We start from the raw sequence: 23,282 nt of genomic DNA on the forward strand, positions 1-23,282 counted from the left end.
AATCGGTGTATCAACCATCGTAGCATGCCCCCCCGGTTCGTGTCGCAGTGAGGCATCGAGCCCAGATACCGAAAAATAAGGGGGCGAAGAATACGTGCAGGATCACTTGCTCAAAATGAGCAACCGCTGAAAATCCTCGGAAATTCAGAGATCGTGCGTTTTGAGTGAGAAAATTCCTTTGTCAAGTCGATGACCGAAGCAGGCGGGATTGCTAGGCTAACTTAGAGCCGAGTCTTGCCCTGGCACAAAGGAAATGGAGCCCCCCACTATGAACGCATCGATCATCACCGATTTGAGCCAAGCCGCTTCGCCGCAACCGAAGCCGTTTGTCCATCTGCATTGCCATAGCCATTACAGTCTGCTCGACGGAGCCGGCGATATCGGCCGGCTGGTGGATCGCTGTGTCAGCCATGGTATGAACGCGATGGCGCTGACCGATCACGGTAACTTGCACGGTGCGCTCGAATTTTATCGCAAGGCAAAAGGGGCCGGTATCAATCCGATTATCGGTTACGAAGCTTATATCGCGCCGGGCAGTCGATTCGATAAGGGGGGCGCTAGCAGTAGTAAGGACGCCAGCTATCACTTGACGCTGTTGGCAAAAAACCGTGTCGGTTTCGGAAACCTGGTCAAGCTCGCCTCGGCCGCCTCGCTCGAAGGCTTCTACTTCAAGCCGCGAATCGACAAAGAGATTCTGGAAAAGTACAGCGAGGGGCTGATCTGTTTGTCGGGCTGTGTCAGCAGTGAATTCAGCCGCGCCGTGATGAAGGGAGTCGATACCGCCGAGCATGAAAAGGAAGCACGGGAAATCGCAGGTTGGTTCCATAAAGTTTTCGATGATCGCTACTTCATCGAAATCATGAACAACGACGTGCAGATCCAAAAAATGCAATTGGAAGGTGCTGTCGATATCGCCAAGCGGATGGGGTTACCGTTGGTCGCGACAAGCGATTGTCACTACGTTGATCAAGAGGATTCTGAAGCCCAAGACATCATGTTGTGTATCAACACGGGGCGATTTCGGACCGATACGTCGCGGTTCAAGATGGAGAACGACCAGTTCTTCTTGCGTAGCCCCGATCAGATGTACGAAAAGTTCCCGGGGCTCGAGGACGCGGTCGCTCGCAGCCAAGAGATTGCCAATACGGTCGACATCGAAATCGAGTTCGGGAAACACTTCTTTCCCAATTTCGCGTGTCCCGATGACAAGGCGCCGATCGACTATCTGCGAGAGCTTTGCGTGCAAGGATTGCTCGATCGCTATGCGGGCGATCCCGAGCGAATCGTCGATGGCGAGTTGTCCGAAGAAGTGATCGCGCGTTTGGATCGAGAGCTTGGCGTAATCAAGAAACTCGGTTTCCCCACGTACTTTTTGATCGTTTGGGACTTTGTTAACTACGCCCGCGACCAAGGGATTGCCGCGACCGCTCGTGGTAGCGGTGTAGGGGCGATCGTTTGTTACGCACTTTACATGTCGCACGTCTGTCCGCTGCGTTACGACTTGCTGTTTGAGCGATTCTTGGATGAAAGTCGTACCGAGCCGCCTGATATCGATATCGACTTTGAAAAAGAACGTCGCACCGAGGTCATTGATTATGTGAAACGGCGTTATGGCAGCGAAATGGTTTGCCAAATCGGGACGTTCGGAACGCTGGCCGCCCGCGCGGCAATCAAAGACACCGGACGTGCGCTGGGGATGCCGCTGGGGCGAGTGAACCAGATCACTGAAATGGTCCCCGATGAGTTGAAGATCACGATCAAGAAGTCACTCGAAAAGAGTGCCGACTTGAAAATGACCTACGACGGCGATCCTGAAGTTCGTGAATTGTTAGACCTGGCGATGAAGATCGAAGGGCTGGCGCGAAACATCGGAACGCATGCCGCCGCCGTGGTGATCGCTGACAAACCGCTGCCCGAGTACGTGCCGCTCACCCGGGTGCCGGGCAAGCAGGACGTGATCACCCAGTGGTCGATGAATGACGTCGAAGCGTCGGGGCTGCTGAAGATGGACTTCCTCGGTCTTCGTAACCTGACGATCATGAGCCGGACCGTCAAATTGATCGAACAAACGACGGGCAAGGTCGTCGATCCGCTGAAGTTCCCGCTGGACGACAAAGCTTCGTATGCATTGCTGCAGCGAGGTGAGACCAAGGGCGTGTTCCAGCTCGAGTCGGGCGGGATTCGTGACCTGTTGACTCGGATGAAGCCTGACCAATTCAGCGACATCATCGCGACCGCCGCTCTGTATCGACCAGGTCCGCTCGAAGGCGGGATGGTTGACGATTACGTGAATATCAAACACGGTCGTCAAGAGCCCGAATACAAGCACCCCGTGCTCAAAGAAATTCTTGAAGAGACCAACTCGATCATGGTCTACCAAGAACAAGTGATGCGGATTCTGAACCGATTGGGGAATGTGCCTCTCTCCAAAGCTTACACTTGTATTAAGGCGATCAGTAAGAAGAAAGAGTCCTTGATCAACCAGAACCATGATATTTTCATCGCTGGAAGTATCGAAAATGGACTGGCCGAAAAAGATGCCGAAGATATTTGGAATCTTATCGTCAAGTTTGCGGGTTACGGTTTCAATAAATCGCACAGTACCGCGTACGCATTGATCGCGTTTCAAACGGCCTACTTAAAGGCGCACTACCCCGTCGAATTTATGGCAGCATTGCTGTCGAGCGATATTTCGGGACGTAACTTTAAGCGTAAAGATGCGTTGATCGAGCACATCGAGGATTGCGAACGGATGAACATCGAGGTCGTCAACCCCGATGTGAACCGCAGCGATTCTGACTTCTCGGTTGCCGATGGTAAAATCTTCTTCGCCCTTTCGGCCATCAAGGGGTGTGGAGGGGCAACGGCAATCTCGGTTGCCGAAGAACGCAAGAAGAATGGTCCGTACAAAGATATCTATGACTTCTGTGAACGTGTTGACCAATCGGCTTGTAACAAGTCGGCGATCGAAACGTTGATCAAAGCAGGCGCCATGGATTGCTTCGGTGCCAAACGAAGCCAATTGGTTGCGGTGATCGAACGGGCGTTGCAGTCCGGAGCCGCGATCCAAGCCGACAAAAAGAGCGGACAAGCCAGTTTGTTTGGTGCGTTTGATGACGAAGAGGAAGAAGAGGACGTCAAGGTGTCGGCCCCACTTCCGGAAATGGAAGAGTGGCCTGAACGCGAAAAATTGATTTATGAAAAGGAAGTTCTCGGGTATTATCTCGACAGCCATCCGTTGGCCGAGTTCGAGCCCAAACTAGCCACTTTCCGAACTCACACGACCGATAAACTTGGCGATATCAAAGATCGCGGCGAAGTCACGCTTGGTGGGATGATCAGTTCGATCAAAATCGCGCATACCAAAAACCCGAAACCAGGCGCTCCGTCAAAGTATGCGAACTTTGACCTCGAAGACATGCAGGGGGCCATCCGCTGTATCGTGTGGCCAAAAGGATTCGCCGACATCGGGCACCATGTTGTCCCCGATGCGGTCGTTTTGGCGAAAGGCAAAGTGGATCGCCGTGGCGGCGGAGACGAGGCCAACTTGATCGTCGACGAACTGATTCCCTTAGAAGGACTCGGTCAGCGGTATACGCACGGCATGCGGCTGCGGCTTGACGAGGCGACCCATACGCCCGAAACGATGACGCGGCTGCGCGAGATCTTGCGAGGCTATCCAGGATCGCAAGAAATGATGTTCAGCTTGGCGCTGAACGAAGGCGAGGTCGTGCATCTGAAGAGTGAAAAGTACCGCGTCGAGATCACCGAAGAACTTCGCAGTCGCGTTGACGACTTGCTCGGTGCCGGGCACTACAAATTGATGATGACGAAACCGTCGCGGTAATTCAAATGTGCGTCGCGGACCACGCCAAACGTTTCGTTGACCTTCTGAGCCGTGACGCGTAAGCGGCCGGGTCGCACGCTCGCACGTAGAAAAATACTTACGTAACGAAACTCGCCAAGAGTTTCGTTGGGGCTACGCCAAGCGAACGAAAGTCTTGACGACTTCCGCTACGCAAAAATAGCCAAAAACGGCGAACTAAAGCCACCGCTCAGAAAATTCAACCGCTTGCCGGTTTTCCTACAGATACTCTTGCTTCTTGACCAAGCCGGGCATCGGGATGCTGTAGCGGCCATCGGCGTTCGCTTGCAGCGGCGACTCGGAATCGAGCGTCAAGTCGGCGATGTTGGGAGCGAACTCGTGATCGTGGCTCATGAACTGCTCTAGCGTGATCTCTTGACCCGTGTGAGCCGCCATGCGTCCCATCGATGTCACAGCGCTGGCCATCACACCACGCTCGACTTCGTTATAAGGCGTGTCGTTGCGAATCGCTGCGATCAGATCGTCCCATTCCAATTGGTAAGGGTTCTCTTCGCGTTCGGGCCAATCCCACAGCAACTTGCTCTTGTCCATGTTGTGCCCCTCGTAGATCCGGCTCTTCGCAGGCGTGTGCGACGCCGACGAGATCACGGCCAATCCCTTGCTGCCGTGCGCGTAACTCGCGAATTCCTGCTTGCAGCCAGCGATCGTGCGTCCGTCCACCAACAACTTGGCGCCATCCGCAAACGTGTATTCCATCCCGTAGGAATCAAAGTTTTGGTCGATCATGTCGCCGCGATAATGACGGCCGCCGACCGAGTGGACGCGAACGGGCCAATCGTTTTTCATCCAACAAGCTTCATCAATGTTGTGGATCAAGAAATCGCTGACCGCACCCCCGCTGAGCCACAAAAATCCATGGAAGTTTTTGATCTGATATTGCAGTTCACTCAGATCGGTTGTGTTGGGCGGCACCGCTGCCGATGCGGTCGGTCCCGCCATCCGGTACGCACGCAACAGTGATACGTCGCCGATCTCGCCGTTCTGAATACGATCAAACAGCTCTTGGCGAACTTTACAGTGGCGGCACATCAATCCGACGCCGACCTTCAAATTTTTATCCAATGCCTTCTTGTTGATCTCTAACATTCTCGCCGATGTGGGGGCGTCGATCGTGACCGGTTTTTCCATGAACACGTTCAACCCCTTTTCAATCGCGTAGGTGTAATGCACCCAGCGGAATCCAGGAGGCGTCGCGAAAATCACCACGTCGCCGGGACGCAGGCAATCGATCGCCTTTTTGTAGCCATCAAAACCAATGAATTGACGTTCTTCGGGGACATCGACTTTGCTGCCGACCTTCTTGTGTTTCGATAGCGAGGTGTGCGTGCTGCGTAGGTTCTTTTCAAAAACATCCGCAAGTGCCACCAGTTGAATCGGTCCATTTTCAACCGACAAAGCGTTCAGTGCCGCACCGGTCCCACGGCCTCCACAGCCAACCAAGGCGACGCGGATCGTATTGTCCTCGGCCGCGTGCACGTGCTGAGCCGACGCGGCAACCAAGGTCGTCGCGGCAGCCACTTGGCTACTGTTTTTCAGAAATTCGCGGCGAGATGAACTGGGGGACTTGTTCTCTAATTTCATATCAGCGTTCCGGAGGATAGGGGGGGAGGAAGGAATGAGGGTGAGCGTGGATGACTATTCTTCGGGATCTAATTGCACAGGGGCGGTTTTGTCCCATTTGTTGGTTTTTTCGTCCGCCGTTGGCTCGGTCAGTGGCCGGACGACGCGGAACCCCACACCCTGGGCGTCGGTCAGATACCAGATGCTTTGCGGCAGCTGCGGATCCTGCTCTTTCCACTCTTCACTGGATCCTTCGCGAACGCCGCAGCGAAGCATGTCGGGGTCATCGTCCCAACCGCCACCGCGTACAACGCGTGGATAAAGTGTGCTGGGGATTGCCAACGGATTTTTGATTTTGGGGTTCTGTGAATAGAAGTCAGCGACGTATTGATCGAGCACCCATTCGGCAACGTTGCCGTGCATGTCGTACAGTCCCCATGGGTTGGGTTTCTTTTGACCGACTTCGTGATAGGCATCTTCGCTGTTGTCAAAATACCACGCGTAGTCATCAAGTTGTTCGGGATCATCGCCGAACGAGTAGGCGGTTTGAGTTCCCGCACGAGCGGCGTACTCCCATTCCGCCTCGGTGGGCAAGCGATAGTAACGGCCTGTTTTCGCCGACAACCATTTGCAAAACGTGCGTGCCGCGTGTTGCGTCATGCTGATCGCGGGATAGCGTTCCTTGCCCATCCCAAAACTCATGTCGGTGTAAGGTTCGGTCGGCTTGGATATTCCATCAACGATTTCGTCTCGCGGCGTTGCCGGGATCGACAACATCTGACGACGTCGTTGATCCATCTGCTCGCTCCAGACATCATATTGGTCCCACGTGATTTCGTACTTGCCCATCCAAAAGGGATCGACTGTGACTTCACGCTGCGGCCCTTCGTCCTCGTTGCGATCCGCTTCGCTCTCGGGCGTCCCCATCGTGAACGTGCCCCCTTTGATCGGAACCATTTCGATCGCTAATTCGGTATGCTCGATCGGTTCGGCGTAGGGTTTCATCTCCGCTTCGGTCGTCGCAACGGCGTCCGGGACATCCAGTACCGCGTTGTCCGCAGCGGCGGAAAAATGGGCAAACGCCACTGCAAAAACAGCGGCAGTCGGCAGTAGTAAACGGGTTTGAGGGGTCGAAAGCATCGTCCGAGTTGGGTTAAGGTGGGAATGAGGGGCGGAACTGTCCAGCGATTATAGCCACCGAGCGGAGCGTTGTGTATTAATTGTCCGCGACTTTTGCCTGGCGGAGAACGCTCCCCCGACGTCGGGGACAGCTGATTGAGTTAGCGGTTTTGGCTAACGCTGTAAATCATCCCGTAGCGGAACTCGTCAAGAGTTTCGGGGGGCATTCGGCAATGGAACGAAAGTCTTGACGACTTCCGCTACAAGGCCACTTACTCGTTTCAACGTCGACGCCGCTGGCTGTCGGCTCGACTACAAGTCGTTGTCGCGGACTTCGGCGAGCCGAGCGGCAAGTTTGCGTTTGAATCCTTCGACAACCGCAGCGTAGGCTTCGTCCGCCGCCAGATTGGTGTATTGCTGCGGATCGCGGCGGACATCAAACAACTCGATCCCCGCCGACGCATCTTCGTTGTACTGAATGTACGCCCAGTCGTTCTCACGCAGTAAGAATCCTTTTCGCATCGGAGCGACGCTGAAGGCGGCATCGCGAACCGTGACGCTCGGATCGTCCAGCATCGCCGAGATGTCTTTGCCTTGCAGTCGCTCGGGAACCGGCATTCCGCAAAGCGATGCGGTCGTTGGATACAGGTCGATCAGTTCGACAAGGCTGTCGCACACGGCCGGCTGTTTGCCAGGAACGCTGATGATCAGCGGAACCGACGCCGACTCGTCCCGCAGACTGACCTTGGCCCAAAAGTCGTGCTCGCCAAGATGGTAGCCGTGATCGCTGGTGAAGATCACGATCGTGTTGTCTCGCTGGCCCGAGGCATCTAGCGCATCGAGCACCTTGCCGACTTGGGCGTCCATGAACGCGACCGACGCGTAGTAACCACCGACCGCTTTCTTTTGACGACGAACATCCATTTGCATGTTCTCGCTGGTTTTGTAATTGATGCCAGCTTTAGGAATGTCGTCCCAATCGCCTTCGACTTTTTCCGGTAGCGTCATCGTGTCGAACGGTTTGAACGGTTCGTAATAAGGACGCGGCGAGACAAAGGGAACGTGAGGACGAACAAAACCAACGCCTAGCCAAAACGGTTCGTCGCTGTGTTGCTGGATCAGCTCGACCGCTTTGGCGGCGGTTTTGCCGTCGCTGTGGACGTCGTCGTCGCCATCCGCCTCGACGACCACAAATGTGTTGCCACCGACCACCGGCTTTTTGCCGTCGGGATTACGCTCGAGTGTTTCGCCGTCGCCTGCGGCTTTCCATTCAGGCCCTGGGCTGTTGAATCGTTCGGTCCAGGAGAGTTCGTCATCGGCTTCGTTCCCCCCTTTTTCAATCCCGCCAGGCACACCCATGTGAAAAATCTTGCTCACCCGCGCGGCGTAGTAACCTTGGTCCTTAAAGTACTGGGACCACATCGCACGGTCGCCAATTTGCGGGCGAGGATTCTTGTAACCCAGCACCCCAGTCGCATGCGGGTAGTAACCCGACATGAACGACGCGCGCGAAGGACCACAATAAGTGCCTTGGCAATACGCCCGCGTGAACCGCGTCCCTCGTGCGGCCAACGCGTCAATGTTCGGCGTCTGGCAGACCGTGTTTCCGTAGCAAGATAATGCGGTGGAGGTGAGGTCGTCCGAGATAATGAATAGGACGTTGAGTTTGGGTTGTTCCCTTGTCGCTGCTTCCTTGGCATCACTGACCCGTGACTGAACCCCGAAACACGCGAATCCGATCAACAGGGCGACGAGGCGGCTGAGAGAAGCATTCATTCAAAAGCACCGGAGGGCGGGAGTGATGGCGGGAGATGGGGAAGGGAGGGGAGCAGGCTCTAATGAATATAACCTTGGGGAGAGAGTCGTACCAGTTTTGCGGCGACTCGCTTCCAAAGTCCGGTTCGGCCCAGGATCGTGCCAATTTGAGTGATCTCGCACTCGTGGTCCATCGCCAACACCTTGTCGGCATCCGCTTGGCTCATGGTCAGGATCAACTCAAAGTCTTCGCCATCGCTCCAGGCGTGTTCAAACGGCGTGCAGCCACTTTTTTCGGCCAACATGATCGCGTCGTCGTGAATCGGAATCGCCGGAATGTTCAGCTCGACGCCCACTCCGCTGGCGGCACACAGACGATCGAGGTCCAGCGACAGCCCGTCGCTGATATCGATTGCGGCGTGCACGTCGACCATTTCCCGCAGTCGATTGGCGAGATCCACGCGGGGGGTGGGGCGTAAGTGTCGACCTAAGATGCTGCCGCCGACAAAACCGGTGACCAGCACCGCGTCGTTCTCTTTTGCACCGCTTCGCAACCACGGATCGCCGGCGGGAACGTCGCCGAGCAGCGTGATACTGACGTTCAATGGTCCGTCGTAGGTTGAGATGTCCCCCCCCGCGATCGCAACCTGGAATTCCGCCGCCGCTTGCAAAATCCCTTCGTAGACATCGCCGGCAATTCGCGTCGCATTCTGTTTCGGTAATGCCAAGGTCACCAGCGCCGACTTCGGCACCGCTCCCATCGCCGCGATATCGCTCAAATTAATCGCTATCGCCTTGTAACCGGCGTCCGCGTACGCATGTTCACTCGAATCAAAGTCGACGCCATCAATGATTTGGTCGGTGCAGGCGATCAGATTGGCTTGCGGAGGCTGAATGACGGCGGCATCGTCACCGATTCCCACTGCGACTTGAGGCAACGAGCGGCAGCGACCGCGAAGATAGGCAAGAAAGGACTGTTCCATGTTCAAATAGCGTGTTTTTAGAGGGAAGATTGGCGTTCGGGCAGCGTCTGTGGACTCGCAAATCGCCGATTGCGAGCGTGAAAACGGCTGGATTTATGTCATCCCGAGCAAATTGGGGCATGACGCCCCGAAAGTGTCCCCCGCCGATCCGCAACACACAATCCCATCAAGCCGCCCAATCGCCAGGCCTCAGGCCCCAGGCCCCAGGCTCCTCACTCCTCACTCCCAGCTCCTCACTCCCTTCTTTCCTCCCCACTTTCCCCCTCCTCGCCCGTGGAACATTGGCCGATTTTGTGTGAAACTAGAAAAACAGGGGGCTTCTTGCGAAAAATGCTGGACCATCCTTGGTGGACACTCCTATTATTCGGATGTCCCCAAGCCAAGCCACTGGCCGCATCCCTCTGACTGAACTCGTCAAAACACTCAGTCACGAATTGCCAACGAGACAAAGGGCTAGGGAGCTACCGGTTATGCCTGATTTTTTTCTCAACACGACCGTACAAGCTGGGCTTTCCGTTCTGGTCTTATGCATCCTGATTGCCGCCGGATTTTATCTTGTGTCAAGCTATCGGGACTACAACGCCAACGACGGGGAGACAGTGTACGAGACGCTAGCAAATTTGAAAGAAATGCATCTCCGGGGTGAGATTAGCGAAGAAGAATACCGAACTATAGAAGCGACAACCCAACGTCAACTAGCAGACCGAATGCAAAACGACCCTTCATCGTCTTCGGGCGGTGAGGGGACGAAAGCCTGAGTGATCTGAACAATCCGACCGAGACTCCTTTCCCGTTACGAAGTCAAGCAGCCCTTTGTGGTTGTCGATCTTGTAACAATCTCGAATCGGGGCGTTCCCGACTGGGGCATTCGTGAGGCATCAACCAATCTTGGGTGAAGCTTGTCGAATTGGCTCGGTAGTCTAGTCTTGAATTTGGGACAACCTTTTCGAACGAATGACCCTTCCATATCCATGCGGGCGTTCAATCGGAAAACTATATATTTCGTTTAATTAGAATCAAACCACAATCGGCTCGAGTCTTTCGAGGAAACGGATGGCCTGAGGGTGTCTGTTTTTTTCGGCCACGTTGCTGATCGTTACGTAGATTTACGTCACGTTCAGTAGCATTCTGGTCGGCGAAGACGTCACCAAAAGCATTCGAGCCCGTGGCCCTAACCGTTTGACGCGTTGTTGATCTCACGTGGGTGTGATCTACGGCGAGCGCAGAGCACAGGCTCATGAAACGCGCGTTAGTCGTTACTTCAGCCCACATTAGACCAACAACACAACCAGGAGCCGTGTATGACCTCGAAAGAAACCCCAACTTCGCGTCGTGGAAGTTCGACCAACAAAAAGAACGCGTTCTGTTCTTTCTGTCGCAAGAGCTACCGGGATGTGGGACCGCTCGTCGAAGGCCCAGGTGACGTTTACATCTGTGGCGAGTGTATCGAGCTGTGCCAGTCGATTCTTGATCAAGAACAGCGTCGACGTGGGCCAAGCAAGTCACTGTTTAGCGACATTCCCGCACCCAAGGATATTGTTGAACACCTCGACCAATACGTGATTGGTCAAGGCGCTGCGAAACGCGTACTCGCGGTCGCGGTGCACAATCACTACAAACGCCTCAACAGCGAGTGGGAAGGCAACTCGGACGTCGAAATCGAAAAGAGCAACATTCTGTTGGCCGGACCAACCGGTAGCGGAAAAACGTTGCTTGCTCGTTCGCTCGCCCGCATGTTGAATGTTCCCTTCGCTATCGGCGATGCCACCACGCTAACCGAAGCCGGTTACGTCGGTGAAGATGTTGAGAATCTGCTACTGAAACTGCTGCACGCCGCCGATTTCGACGTCGAAGCCGCACAGCGTGGGATTCTGTACATCGACGAAGTCGACAAGATCGGTAAGACCAGTGCGAATGTTTCGATCACACGTGACGTTTCGGGCGAAGGGGTTCAGCAGAGCCTCTTGAAAATGCTCGAAGGCACCGTGGCGAACGTCCCACCGCAAGGCGGACGCAAGCATCCCGAGCAGCAGTACATCCAATTGGACACGAGTAACATCTTGTTCATCGTGGGTGGAACGTTTGTCGGGATCGAAGACATCATCCGCAAACGCATGGGCCATCGCACGCTCGGGTTCGGTGGAGGTGCGGGACATCGCAACGAGCAAACCGATTCGGAATTGCTCGCCAACGTGCAAACCGAAGACATTTTGCAGTTCGGTTTGATTCCCGAGCTGATCGGACGATTGCCAGTGGTCAGCTACTTGCAGCCGCTCGACGAAGACGGTCTTGTGCGAGTGATGAAGGAGCCCAAGAACGCGTTGGTGAAACAGTATCAAGCACTTTTCCAAATGGAAAATTGCGACTTGAAGTTCACCGACGGAGCACTCCGCATGGTCGCTCAGCGAGCCCTCGAGAAAGGTGTCGGAGCTCGCGGGCTTCGAGGCATTCTCGAAGAGGTGATGTTGGACATCATGTACGATTTGCCAGGCCAAGAGGCGGGCAGCGTCTACACGATCGACGAGACCGTGGTCAGCGGATCACGCAAGTTGTTCCAGATGCCAACGACCAAAAGCGCCTAATCGAGCCGACGGTCGGTAGCAGATCCTAAGCACTGCATCACGATTCACAGCGAAGCGAAAACGCCATTGCAGCCACCGCAGGTTGCAGTGGCGTTTCGTCGTTATGAAAGGCCCAAAAAAGGTGTCGGACACCTTTTTGGCGATCTGGGGGGAATGTGGTTTTTGGGGGGTGTCATTCAGCGGGTTTGCCGAAGGTGGTGGCGAAGTCGATGTCGGACTCGCTAAGTCGATTCAGCGGGATCGTGATCGTTTGGCCGTTGTCCTTGCGTCGTAGCGTGACTCGGCCATCGGCGTGGCTAACCAGCACGGCGTTGACCTTGAAACTGCCGCTCGCATCGCTCCAGGTTCTTGGCATCAGCGTTGCCAGATAACGCAGCGTGTCCCAGCGAGTCGAGAGGCTCTTCAGGGCCGAGGTGACCTCGCGAGCTTGCTTGGCCTCTTCGGCATCTTCTGATTTTTCTTTCTCGGCAAAGCGAGCGAGGGTTTTGCTGAGCGTTTGCTGAAGCAGAGAATCATACGGCGGCGGCGCGGACACGTCGGCTCGCTGTTTCGTTTCCGCATCAAGCTCGGGCTTTCGGCCGACCAATTGCCGCTGCATCGCCAATTGATGTTGCGATTCGAGTCGTGGTAACACCTCGGCAGACAAAGCTTCGTTGGTGGGCAGGAATCCATTGTCAAAAAACGCTTGCCGCCATTCGTCCAGATAGTGGTAGCCCACGCGGACAGAAAACGGACCGGGGGCATCAAAATACGGCGCCCCTTCGAATTTGAAATCGCTATTGCCGCGATACGGCATCGACAACTCCGTCGAAAATTCACCAAAACCGCTTCCGGAAAGCAATATTTTGATGCCAGCAGTGGTGCCTCCGGCTTGCTCGAACTCGCGATCAAACGCGACAAGTCCCTCGCCGCTGGCTTTTCGCGGAGTGATCACCGACAACACGGACGCTTCGGTCGTGCGAACATCGTCGTTGCCAAAGTTCGCATTGAACTCAAACGTGTCTTTGTAACCGAACGACGGCTCGGCGCTACCGGCCGGAGGAAGTCGCATCAGCGGCACCCTGGCGATCTGTCCCAACAGCAGTGGCAAATTTCCGGGGCCCACGATTTGGGTGATTTCGCCCTGGGGCGAAACCAAGATTTGGCCTTCGCAGAATTGAAACAGTCCTGGATAGTGATCGACTTTGGTGATGAAGTCTTGATCGGCAAGACGACTACGCAGTCGCATCCGCTTGTGCATTTCTGCGGCATGTGGAGGCAAACCGGGTGGCACGGCGATGTCTTCCTCCGGCGGTCGAGCTAGTCGCGCGCGCTTTGATTCGATCCAGTGCTGCAGCGACGATCTGCTCCAGGGTTTCGATCCGTAGAAGGGGACGCTGTAATAGGTCGCCGTCCAGCCGGCAGCGTCCGATTGAGTCACATCGAACCGCAGACGACAACGTTGGTTCAAGACTGATTTGGGACCGCGGTTGCCGGACACATCCACCACACGAACTTCGATTCCGTACTGGTAGCTTTCGCCTACGACCGGTCGGTACACTGCGTCTTGAGCGGCCGCACTGCCCCCAAGCACCGCCCCCAACAAAATCATGCACGTCGCAACCGCAATTGGCCGAGTGCGACTGGTTTTAGCGGAGCATGTTCCGCTCATCGAATTTCCTCGGCCAATCGTTCCATGTCCGTCCGCAGCGACCGCATGTATCGCCGCCACTCCAGTTCCAGAGTCGTGCGATCGCCAAAGCACTCATCAAACGTGCTGACCAACTTCTCCGCTTTTGCTTTGAGCGTTTCGGCGTCCGTGACTTCGATGTCGATATTCTGGATCTCGCGATAGAATTTGATCAGTTGGTCAAACCGCTCGTGAAACAAGAAATGGGTCAGCGCCCAAGCTTGGCCATAGGCGGGCAACTGATTACCCAGCATGCCTTCGATGGTAAAACCGAGATCCGAGACAATAAACTCAATGCCACCGCGAATGGGATCGCCTTCGAGGACGCGGTAGTACGCAATACGGTCTCGGTCGACGACCCCCACGCCGCTCCAGCGTGCCATCTTGGAAGACTCGAAAAACGAGGCCAGCCCTTCGTGAACCCAACGCACAAACACGCCATCGCTGGGGAACAGATCGGTATTGCCCGCCAATTGATGGACCGCTTCGTGTGATACGACGCTGACGTCTTCGCTTTCCCGCTCGATGTCGATGAGCAGTTCGATCGTGTTGGCGAACCGGATCAGCTCGCCGCCGCCCTGCACACGATTTCGGCGGATGTCTTTTTCCATCCCATCAAACATTTCGTTCAGCTTTTGCAGCTGTTGAAACATTGGGGTGGTGCCGGAATCGTAAAAGATCGAAATGTTCTCTTTGGGCAGATAGAACCCCGCGACTTGTCGCAATCCCATCCCCAGCCGTTTTTCCATCTGCATGAAATCGGCATGTTGGCTAAACAGCACGACGGCCAACGGATCGGTCGGCGGACGCAGGAACAATCCCTCAAAAGCAAACGTCAGGAAATACGATTCGTAAACCTTTTCGAGCAGTTCCAAACGCATTTCCGGACGCGTTTTTCGCGTGCGAGGATCCTTCTCGTTGTCGCCATCATGCAACAAGAAAAAGTGTTTGCTGCGGGACAGTTGCATCGATTTGCCGCCGACCAATTCGCGAGCATTGGCTTCGATCGTTGAGTTGTTAGTGACTGGTCGATTCAGATAGTACATCAAGCCGGCGAGTTTACGGATCTTCGCGTGGCTGGAGTCCAATTTCCAAGCGGCACTGAGCAGCGATTTGCACTCGTCAAGCAATCCATTGTGCAGTGCCCATTTGGCGGTTTCGAGCATCGTGTCGACGTCCTTGCTTTGCGTCGCCTCACGCAGCTTTTTAGCAAACACCGCCTCGTTCGTGGGCAGTTTCAGGACTTGGATGTCTTTGGCGTTAAAATAAAGCGAACCACGCGGATGGCGGTGCGTGGCAGTTCCGCCGGGATTGTACGTCACACTGCCTTCGAGCATGATCGACAGGTCGCTGCCGGGAAGTGTGTAGAGTGTGTAATCCGCTCGGCAGGGAGTTAGCGAAACGAAGAGAGCCACACAACAAATGAATGCCGCGTGAACGGCGATGTTCGAAAAGAAATGGACGCAGGATCTCATGCGTAATGGCCTCGGAGTGAGCATTTGGTCGCATCCGAGTATGGGGGGCACGCAAGGCAAAGTCAAGCAAACAGTGCTTCAACCGCTTGTCCTTTTCCATCTTTGGTCACGTAGAATGGGCGTGCTTCGATATCAAAGCCGGTTCGCGGGCTGATCCCCATCGCCGTCATGATTGTGGCATGCAAATCCTCGATCGAAACGGGATCTTCGATCGCCACCAGCGGACGTTCCGGCGCGGTGGCTCCGTATAGAAAACCCGACTTCATGCCACCGCCAAACAGCAACACGCTTGATCCCGCAGTGAAATGCCGGTGTAGTCCATAGTGTTTCATTTCAGCGACCGCATCCACTTTTTCGCGAGCTTGGTCGTTGGCGTTGGATCCGGGTTGACCCTCCATCAACGCATCGCGGCTAAATTCCGAGGCCACGATGACAAGGGTTCGGTCGAGCAGTTTGCGTTGTTCCAAATCAAGGATCAATTGTGCGATCGGTTGATCCACTTCGCTGTGCATGCGGGCCATCGTCGTATGGCCGTCATTATGAGTGTCAAAATGCAAAAAGGGGACGTATTCCGTGGTGACTTCGACGAATCGTGTTCCGGCTTCGACCAATCGGCGGGCTAACAAGCAGCCTTGGCCAAAGCGAGTGGAGTTGTACTTTTGGGCAACCTCGCTGGACTCAAGTGAGATGTCAAACGCTTTACGCTCTTTGGAACTGAGCAGCCGATAGGCGTTGTCAAACGATCGCAGCATCGATTCCTGGTGATAGTCGCTCATGAATTCCCGCTGCGGGCTTTGGTCAACCAATTTTCGAAACAATTTATTGCGATTGGCAAACCGCTGAGCATCCATGCCTTTGGGAGGCCGAACCGATACCGCCGCGCGATCCGGGTACGGCAAATTCATCGGCCCATATTCACTGCCGAAAAATCCCGCGGTGGTGAATGCTTTTAATTCCTCGCTCTCGCCCACCCCTTCGAGTCGTTGTCCAATGTTAACAAACGCGGGCATCACTTCGTTGCGCGGCCCCAGCACACGGGCCATCCACGAACCGATATGGGGCGCGGCAACCGTCTGCGGCGGAACGTAGCCGGTGTGCCAATGGTATTGGTGCCGCGAGTGCAGGATGCTGCCGAGGTCCGGTTGCACGTGCGAGCGAATCAGCGTCGCGCGGTCCATCACCCCCGCGATATTTTCCAGCCCCTTGCAGATTTTGATATTGTCCACGGCGGTATCGATGGCCGGGAACGTGCTCAGCATATCGGATACCTTCAAGCCCTTTTTAAATGGATGGTAACGTTTGGGGTCCAAGGTGTCCGGCGCCGCCATCCCGCCTGCCAACCAGATCAAGATGCAGGCATCGGCGGTCGGTTGAGGATGTTCCACGTGGTCCATTGCCGAGGCGAATTGCCGGGGGGCACTGGATGCGATGGCAGCAAGGGATGCCGCGGAAAGCTGCCGCAAAAAATCGCGACGCACCAGGGGCTCAGGACGCTCGGGATCGTGTTGGAATTGCATCACAGTAACTCGGGTTTGGTTCGGTGGGATCGTGTTTTTTGTGCGAAGCGGGAATGACCATGCGGCAGTGTGCGGTCAACGAATCAGCATGAATTCGGGCAGCATACAAATCGCCCACAACGCGTCTTGCAGCTGTTCGGTAGTCGGTGATTCGCCCAGGGTGTCGCGAAATAATGCCGCTTCGGATTTCGTTGGAACGCGAGTTAACGCGGATTGAAACAAATGCTGGACAAGCTCGTCGGTCGAGTTCCACTGATCGTCATTCCAGCGTTCGGCTCCGCTGGCAAACGCTTCGGCAAGCGAGGATTCATTCGCTAAATCAATGGCTTCGAGTGTCGTCAGACCGCTTGGCCGCATGGAAACGATTTGGTCGCGAATCGGTCGACCCAACGATTGCATCAAGGCGTTGTTCTTCATCAGCGAAGCGCGAACCATCGGCATCTGACGCGACGAACCGGAGACGTTTGTGAATATTGAAGCGGCTTCGCGATCAATCAAATCGCTCCATACGTTGACCGGTTGCACTACCGAAACCGTGTTCCAGCCCTCTGCGGGGGCAGCGGGATGAGCGCCCTTGGGATGAGGAAGGGGTTTTTTGATGTCGGGATGGAATTCCCAGGATGGATCGCTGACGATCGATAGCTGAGTTTGATCTTCGAGTAAGAAATTTGCTGCAAAGAACAGGCCCGCGGCATTGGGAGTATGCCCCGCGTTTTTGACTTGAAACAGCAGTTCGTTGGTTCCTTTGCGTAGCAAGTTCGCAAATTCAATCGATTGCAGGCTGGTCCAATCGTTAGACGAGCCTGCATGGGCTCCATTGACGTACAGGGTGAATTCGTTGTCGCAGGTCAGTACGGATCCGCTTTGCAAGACTTCGCCCGGCAAATCAAATTTTTTGCGAATCCACATTTCTTGATTCGCGGGAGCGGCGTGTCCGTTGCGGCCTCCCCAAATCCAATTCGCCTGCGATAGCAGCGAATCGGCGGTGTTTGGATTGATTGCACCCGGCGAAATGACATGACGCGAGACGGGGGCGTCAAACTTTTGCGGAGCACTGCCTGTCAACTGCCACACCGCATCTAAGAACTGTTCGGCGGTCATGCGACGGGCACGTGGGCCGCGATAAACGTAATCGCCGATCGCCGAGTCGTCTTCGCTGATTTCGGTTTTCGATTGATAAGCTGCCGAGGTCGCGATCAGCCGCAATGTCGCTTTTAAATCGTATTGATGCTCGGCTAAATGAACGGCCAAGTAGTCTAGCAGATCTTCGTTCCACGGTTCCGATTGCATTGCGTCTAGTGGCTGGACAATGCCTCGTCCCATCAAACGGTACCACAGCCGATTGACGATCGTGCGTGTGAATCGCCCATTTTCTGGGTGCGTCAACAGCTGCGCTAGTTGCTGCAGTCGTTCCTCGCGAGGCGCCGAGGCATCGATTTGACCCAATTCAGGAAACAACCAGGATGCTTGTTGCGTTTCCCCGGTTGGTTTGTCGCAGCGGTGCAGTTGCAGAGGTGTTTCCGCATAGATCGCTCCCAATCCATAAGCCTCTTTGAGTGTCCAACGATCAATGAAGCTGTCGTGGCACGATGCACACTTCATATTGATGCCGAGAAAAGACTGCGACACGCTTTGTGCAAACTGGATTTCCAGCGTTTGCCCTGCGCTAACCGTTCCACGCCACTTGATGCCATCGATGTAACCACGGCTTTCGTCCGAGGTGGGGGCAATCAATTCGCGAGTCAATTGGTCAAAAGGTTTGTTTTGGACAAGAGCTTGGTACAACCAGCGGCTGATTTGCCGACGTCCTTTGGTAATGAATCCGGTACCGCTGTAGTCATTGCGAAGCAGGTCGTTGAAGAACGTCAACCAGTGGTCAGCGTAATCAATTTCGCGTGACAGCAGATCGTCCACCAGACGAGTTCGTTTATCAGGTGACGAATCGTTCTGAAAGGAGGTAAGTGCATCGGCCGTCGGTAGCAGACCGACCAAGTCCAAGTGGACACGGCGAAAGAACGTCGCGTCGTCGATCGGCGGTGGCGTCGGCAAACCATGCTCGGACAAATAGGCATCGAGAATTCGATCGATCGGATTGACGCGTCGGTCGATTGCCGGCGGCAGCTCGGGACGCCGCGGTCGTAGCGGCGGTTCGTAGCTTTGAATTGCAAAGGTGAAATCATCGTCCCACGGCATCCCCTGATCGATCCAGTGGCGGAGCCGTGCCGTTTCGCTGGGGCTCAAGCGAGGGCGATCCGGCGGCGGCATTTGTTCGTCGGGATCGCTAGAGCTGATCAAGCGAATCAATTCCGAGGTGGACGAGTCCTCCGGTTCGACCATCCCTGATTCGATCATCAAGCTCCGCGTGTTGAGCGAGAAGTCTCCTTCGGCTTCACGGCCGCCGTGACAGGTGACACAGTTTCGCTGCAGGATTGGCACAATGTCGTGAGCAAAATCGATCGGTTCCGTTGCCGCGGCGGTCACAGTGCAGAAAGCAAGTGACACGATTCCAAGGCAATGCAAAACGAGCACACTAGCGGTGTGTGACGACAGACGGGAAGGAGTGGGCATCGTCGGTTTTTAGGTGAGAACGAAGGGAGGGGGGGCGGGCAGCATCATAACGAGTGGCAGACTCCTATTGTAATGAGATCGTCGCTCGATGGGGCGCGGCGGTCGAGTGCAGTGGAAATTGGGCGGGGCGGCCACATTTTACAAACGAGGCGGCGGGGATACGATGAGCATGCATTGCTTGGCGGCGGCGTGAAAGGCAAAATTGTCTGGGCACGTGAGTTCCGGCTCGGCAAATCGCAATACAGTCGATTGGGGATGTCCCAATGGCTAACTGATTCAAGCAGCCAGCGAATATCAATGAGCGATTGGGATCCATCGAGTTGGAGATCGAAGACGGCGCTACAGCAACCGATGTACGCGGATTCCGATTCCTTGCGTGACGTATTGCAGCAACTCGGCGGTCGACCGCCGTTGGTCACCCGTTGGGAAATCGATCGGCTGAAATCGCAGCTTGCACTCGCTGCCAACGGAGACGCCTTTCTGCTGCAAGGTGGCGACTGTAGCGAAAGCTTTGCGGCGTGCCGCGCCGATCCGATCGAAAAGAAACTGAAGGTGCTGCTGCAGATGAGTTTGGTGTTGGTGTACGGGCTCAAAAAACCGATCATCCGCGTGGGGCGGATCGCGGGCCAGTATGCCAAACCACGTTCGAGTGATACCGAAACTCGCGACGGCGTAACGTTGCCATCGTATCGAGGCGACTGTGTCAATCGGAGTCCGTTTACACCCGAGGATCGTCTGACGCGGCCGCAGAACCTGCTTGCCGCCTATGAATATTCCGCTCAAACGTTGAACTATCTGCGAGCGTTGACCGAGGGTGGGTTTGCCGATTTGAAACATCCCGAAAACTGGGAACTCGATTTCGTCAGTTTGTCACCGCAGTCGGACGAGTATCACCAAATGGTGCGTGGTATCGGCGACTCGTTGAATTTCTTAGACGTGCTAGGCGGTGTGACCCGTGCCGAGTTATCGCGAGTCGATTTCTACACTTCACACGAAGCGTTGTTGTTGGCGTACGAAGAGGCATTGACGCGGCGGGCCAGCGGAGAAGAGGAATGGTACAACTTGGGGACTCATTTTCCTTGGATCGGAGATCGAACGCGGGCGGTCGACGGGGCGCACGTCGAGTACTTTCGTGGCATCAAAAATCCGATCGCCGTGAAAGTAGGCCCGAGTACGACAACGGACGGATTGATCGAGTTGTTGGATCGGCTAAACCCTAGTCGTGAGGCGGGCCGAATGACGTTGATCTGTCGCTTCGGTGCCGAGCGAATCGGGGCCTCACTGCCAACGTTGATCGATGCGGTCCAGAAATCAAATCATCCGGTGCTGTGGTCGGTTGATCCGATGCACGGGAACACGGTCACCACGGATCATGGAATCAAGACCCGTCATTTTGATCAAATCTTGAGCGAGGTGCGTGATTCATTCGCCATCCATGCTCGGCACGGCACGATCGTGGGCGGCATCCATCTTGAATTGACGGGCAACAATGTCACGGAGTGTATCGGAGGCGCCGCGGGGCTGAAGTCCAGCGATTTGTCGACCGCGTATGAAAGCAACGTCGACCCGCGGCTGAATTACGAACAAGCCATGGAGATTGCGTTTCTGATTGCCGGGCAAGCGAGGGTCGCCGGTCCACCGCATTAGCAGTCCAGCATTAGCCCCATGCGGGCCCTCAATCATCGACTTTGGGGATGTTCAGTTTGGCTTTATTCTTCTCATAGAACCGCGTGATATCCATTCCGCCTCGCTGTTCTTCTTCGAACATTTTGATGCGAGTTTCAAGGCGTTCGATGCGGCGGGCCAGTTGCGGAATGATTTCATGGTCCCGCTTGACGATCTTGTGACGCGGCACGGCGGGATACCCCAAGTGTCGCTGCATCGCGGCAAACAGATACAGCGGTTCTTTGCGGCGGTTACCAAAAGCGATTCGGCCCTCCTTCTCACCAAATAAAAACGGGCCTTTGCCGTCGAGCGATTGGTCTGCTTCGACCAAGCGTTTGTGATAGTCTTCGCTGGCGAAGAACAACAGGTCCGCAAAATCAATCAGTCCCACCTGAGCACGGATCATCAAGATCCATTTGGACCAAGTCGCGTCGTAGATGGGGTCCTGGCTGATCGCCGTCAAGCCTTTGTCGTAATTCAGTCGATTGCGACAGAGGGCTTCGAATTGAAACAGAAACAATCCTGCGGGAGTCGCATCGCCAGCGCGATACTTGGCATCGGCTTCGAGGATATGCAGGGCGGTCTCGGTCGCAAAGCGGCCGGTTTCCTGCTCAGCTTCGTCGATCAAGTAGGTCTGGAACGTGTTGAAATAGTGGCTCATCCGCCGCATCGCCGGCGCCATTACTCCCGAATGCTTCAGTTCGGTCAGCAGGTATTCGACCGCGATTGGCAAATTGGTGGTGGCAAGCAGTTCCAGACGTGCTTGCTCTAAAAGTTCCTGCATCGGCATTTGTTCGCCGATGCGTTCCTTTAGCAGTTGAAAGAGGTAGCCCTGCTCGACGTATTCCGCGCGGTCCAGCGGCGTGGGGCGAGCGGGATCTGCTTTTGCAGGGGGCTGGTTTTCAGGATTGGGCGCAGTGGTCATCGTGATGTCCTACAGACGCCGTGTCACTGGCGGCAGAGTTTTTGAGGAACGCGTTAACAATGTTCCCAAAATTGGGCGATAACGAACTCGGTTCGCCATGACCCCACCTGTTGTAACAACGCACTGGCCGCAGCAAGCGGCGTTCCGCGATTACAGTTTGCGAATCACAACGCAGGCATTGTGTCCACCGAAGCCAAAGCTATTGCTCATCGCAATCTTGACGTCGCGTTGCTTGGCTTCGTTGGGAGTGTAATCCAAGTCGCAGGCGGGATCGGGAGTTTCCAGGTTGATCGTGGGAGCGATTGTGGACGTTTCGAGTGTCTTGCAGAGGATGACCGCTTCGATCCCACCGCTGGCACCAAGCGAGTGCCCCAACGAGCTCTTAGTGCTGCTGATCGAGGTCTTGTAGGCGTGGTCGCCAAAGACCGTTTTGATCGCTTGCGTTTCCGCTTTGTCACCGAGCGGGGTGCTGGTGCCGTGAGCGTTGATGTAGTCGATCTCTGACGGTTGGATTCCCGCGTCATCGATCGCGGCTTGCATCGCTGCGGCAGCACCCAAACCGGCTGGGTCCGGCGCGGTGATGTGGCCTGCGTCGCTAGTGGTTCCGTAGCCAATGATCTCAGCGTAAATCCTTGCACCGCGAGCTTTGGCGTGCTCGAGTTCTTCAAAAATCAGCACCCCGGCGCCTTCGCCGAGTACGAAGCCATCGCGATTGGCGTCAAACGGGCGGCTGGCTGCTGCGGGATTATCGTTACGCGTCGAGAGCGCTTTCATGTTTTGGAAAGCGGCCAAGCCCATGCGTGTGATCGCGGCTTCGGTACCGCCGGTGATCACCAAGTCGGTTTCACCGAGTTGGATACTTCGCATTGCTTCGCCCATTGCGTTGGTCGCACTGGCGCAAGCGGTTGCGACGGCAAAGTTGGGGCCTTTCAGCCCGTGTGTGATCGAGATGTTACCGCCAGCGGCGTTGAGCATCATCTTGGGGACGGTAAAGGGGCTGACGCGATCAGGACCCTTGGTGATCATTTTCTCGATCTGGACTTCGATTTCGCCGAGTCCGCCGATGCCCGAACCAAGGATCACACCACACATGTGCCGATCGAGGGCCGAGAAGTCGATTGCGGCGTCGGAGATCGCTTGTTCGGCTGCGTGGACAGCGAACTGGGTGAACCGGTCAAGCCGTTTGGCTTCGCGATGGTCGACCACTCCCGTGACATCAAAATCAGGGATATCGCCACCGAAGTGAACCTTGTATTTGCTGGTATCCAGTGTGGTCAGGTCATGGATCCCTGACTCACCCGCAGTCAACCGCTGCCAAAATTGCGGGACGTCAACTGCGAGTGGTGAGACCACACCCAAACCAGTAATGACAACGCGACGTTCCGACCGGGCTTGCATCAAGAAGGCCTTCAATAAGTGCAGAAAAGAGTAATCAGCTGAGTTTACAAAATAAATGCCGCCGTGACATGTTCGCGTGAGCCGAAAAGGGGCCACGTCAACATCTCTCGGGCGGCAAGAGCGTCAACAATCGAATTGTTGGTCAACGTTGCTGGAACGGAACAAAGCCGTCCATCAATC

Annotated in this window: 14 protein-coding genes; 4 read left to right on the forward strand and 10 right to left on the reverse strand. The window is 55.3% G+C overall.

The features are described from left to right. Positions 1 to 268: 268 nt before the first annotated feature. Positions 269 to 3,847 carry a DNA polymerase III subunit alpha gene (dnaE, locus tag ABD971_RS30140; protein WP_345327401.1) on the forward strand — a complete coding sequence of 1,193 codons (3,579 nt, stop codon included), beginning with the start codon at positions 269 to 271 and terminating at the stop codon, positions 3,845 to 3,847. Positions 3,848 to 4,084: 237 nt separating this feature from the next. On the opposite strand, the gene ABD971_RS30145 is transcribed toward dnaE, so the two are convergent. The 4 genes from ABD971_RS30145 to thiL form a co-directional block, all read right to left on the reverse strand. Beyond that, the gene (locus tag ABD971_RS30145) at positions 4,085 to 5,467 is read right to left on the reverse strand and encodes a Gfo/Idh/MocA family protein (protein WP_339937104.1); all 1,383 of its coding nucleotides are present in this window, start codon (positions 5,465 to 5,467) and stop codon (positions 4,085 to 4,087) included. 54 nt (positions 5,468 to 5,521) lie between these two features. Beyond that, the gene (locus tag ABD971_RS30150) at positions 5,522 to 6,586 is read right to left on the reverse strand and encodes a formylglycine-generating enzyme family protein (RefSeq protein WP_345327402.1); all 1,065 of its coding nucleotides are present in this window, start codon (positions 6,584 to 6,586) and stop codon (positions 5,522 to 5,524) included. Positions 6,587 to 6,877: 291 nt separating this feature from the next. Continuing rightward, positions 6,878 to 8,341, reverse strand: coding sequence for a sulfatase (locus ABD971_RS30155; protein WP_345327403.1), 1,464 nt, complete (start codon positions 8,339 to 8,341; stop codon positions 6,878 to 6,880). Between the two features lie 59 nt (positions 8,342 to 8,400). After that, positions 8,401 to 9,303 carry a thiamine-phosphate kinase gene (gene thiL / locus ABD971_RS30160; RefSeq protein WP_345327404.1) on the reverse strand — a complete coding sequence of 301 codons (903 nt, stop codon included), beginning with the start codon at positions 9,301 to 9,303 and terminating at the stop codon, positions 8,401 to 8,403. Positions 9,304 to 9,773: 470 nt separating this feature from the next. Here thiL and ABD971_RS30165 point away from each other — a divergent pair, with 470 nt between their 5' ends. Next, a complete protein-coding gene (locus tag ABD971_RS30165) occupies positions 9,774 to 10,061 on the forward strand; it encodes an SHOCT domain-containing protein (protein ID WP_339937112.1) in 288 nt (95 codons plus the stop codon). Between the two features lie 543 nt (positions 10,062 to 10,604). Then, on the forward strand, positions 10,605 to 11,885 hold the full coding sequence (gene clpX / locus ABD971_RS30170; protein ID WP_339937114.1) for an ATP-dependent Clp protease ATP-binding subunit ClpX: 1,281 nt from the start codon (positions 10,605 to 10,607) through the stop codon (positions 11,883 to 11,885). Between the two features lie 172 nt (positions 11,886 to 12,057). Here clpX and ABD971_RS30175 read toward each other — a convergent pair whose 3' ends face one another. The 4 genes from ABD971_RS30175 to ABD971_RS30190 all read right to left on the reverse strand — a co-directional run bounded on the left by ABD971_RS30175 (position 12,058) and on the right by ABD971_RS30190 (position 19,114). Next, entirely contained in the window at positions 12,058 to 13,536 is a 1,479-nt protein-coding gene (locus tag ABD971_RS30175) for an SHD1 domain-containing protein (RefSeq protein WP_345327405.1), read from the reverse strand. Next, positions 13,533 to 15,029, reverse strand: coding sequence for a DUF1570 domain-containing protein (locus tag ABD971_RS30180; RefSeq protein ID WP_345327406.1), 1,497 nt, complete (start codon positions 15,027 to 15,029; stop codon positions 13,533 to 13,535). Before ABD971_RS30180 ends, ABD971_RS30175 begins: the two co-directional genes overlap by 4 nt. Before the next feature lie 62 nt (positions 15,030 to 15,091). Beyond that, entirely contained in the window at positions 15,092 to 16,546 is a 1,455-nt protein-coding gene (locus tag ABD971_RS30185) for a DUF1501 domain-containing protein (protein ID WP_345327407.1), read from the reverse strand. Between the two features lie 75 nt (positions 16,547 to 16,621). Beyond that, positions 16,622 to 19,114: a DUF1549 domain-containing protein gene (locus ABD971_RS30190; protein WP_345327408.1), complete on the reverse strand. Its 2,493-nt coding sequence runs from the start codon at positions 19,112 to 19,114 to the stop codon at positions 16,622 to 16,624. Between the two features lie 297 nt (positions 19,115 to 19,411). Here ABD971_RS30190 and ABD971_RS30195 point away from each other — a divergent pair, with 297 nt between their 5' ends. Continuing rightward, positions 19,412 to 20,761, forward strand: a complete 1,350-nt coding sequence (locus ABD971_RS30195) for a class II 3-deoxy-7-phosphoheptulonate synthase (protein ID WP_345327409.1) — start codon at positions 19,412 to 19,414, stop codon at positions 20,759 to 20,761. Between the two features lie 28 nt (positions 20,762 to 20,789). On the opposite strand, the gene ABD971_RS30200 is transcribed toward ABD971_RS30195, so the two are convergent. Together ABD971_RS30200 and fabF are read right to left on the reverse strand one after the other, a co-directional pair. Further along, positions 20,790 to 21,704 (reverse strand): hypothetical protein, encoded by a 915-nt coding sequence (locus ABD971_RS30200; protein ID WP_345327410.1) that lies wholly within the window; start codon positions 21,702 to 21,704, stop codon positions 20,790 to 20,792. 150 nt (positions 21,705 to 21,854) lie between these two features. Further along, complete coding sequence (gene fabF / locus ABD971_RS30205) at positions 21,855 to 23,102, reverse strand: beta-ketoacyl-ACP synthase II (RefSeq protein WP_339937127.1); 1,248 nt, start codon at positions 23,100 to 23,102, stop codon at positions 21,855 to 21,857. Between the last annotated feature and the right edge of the window lie 180 nt (positions 23,103 to 23,282).

It is taken from the genome of Novipirellula rosea (assembly GCF_039541335.1).
Classification (GTDB): domain Bacteria; phylum Planctomycetota; class Planctomycetia; order Pirellulales; family Pirellulaceae; genus Novipirellula; species Novipirellula rosea.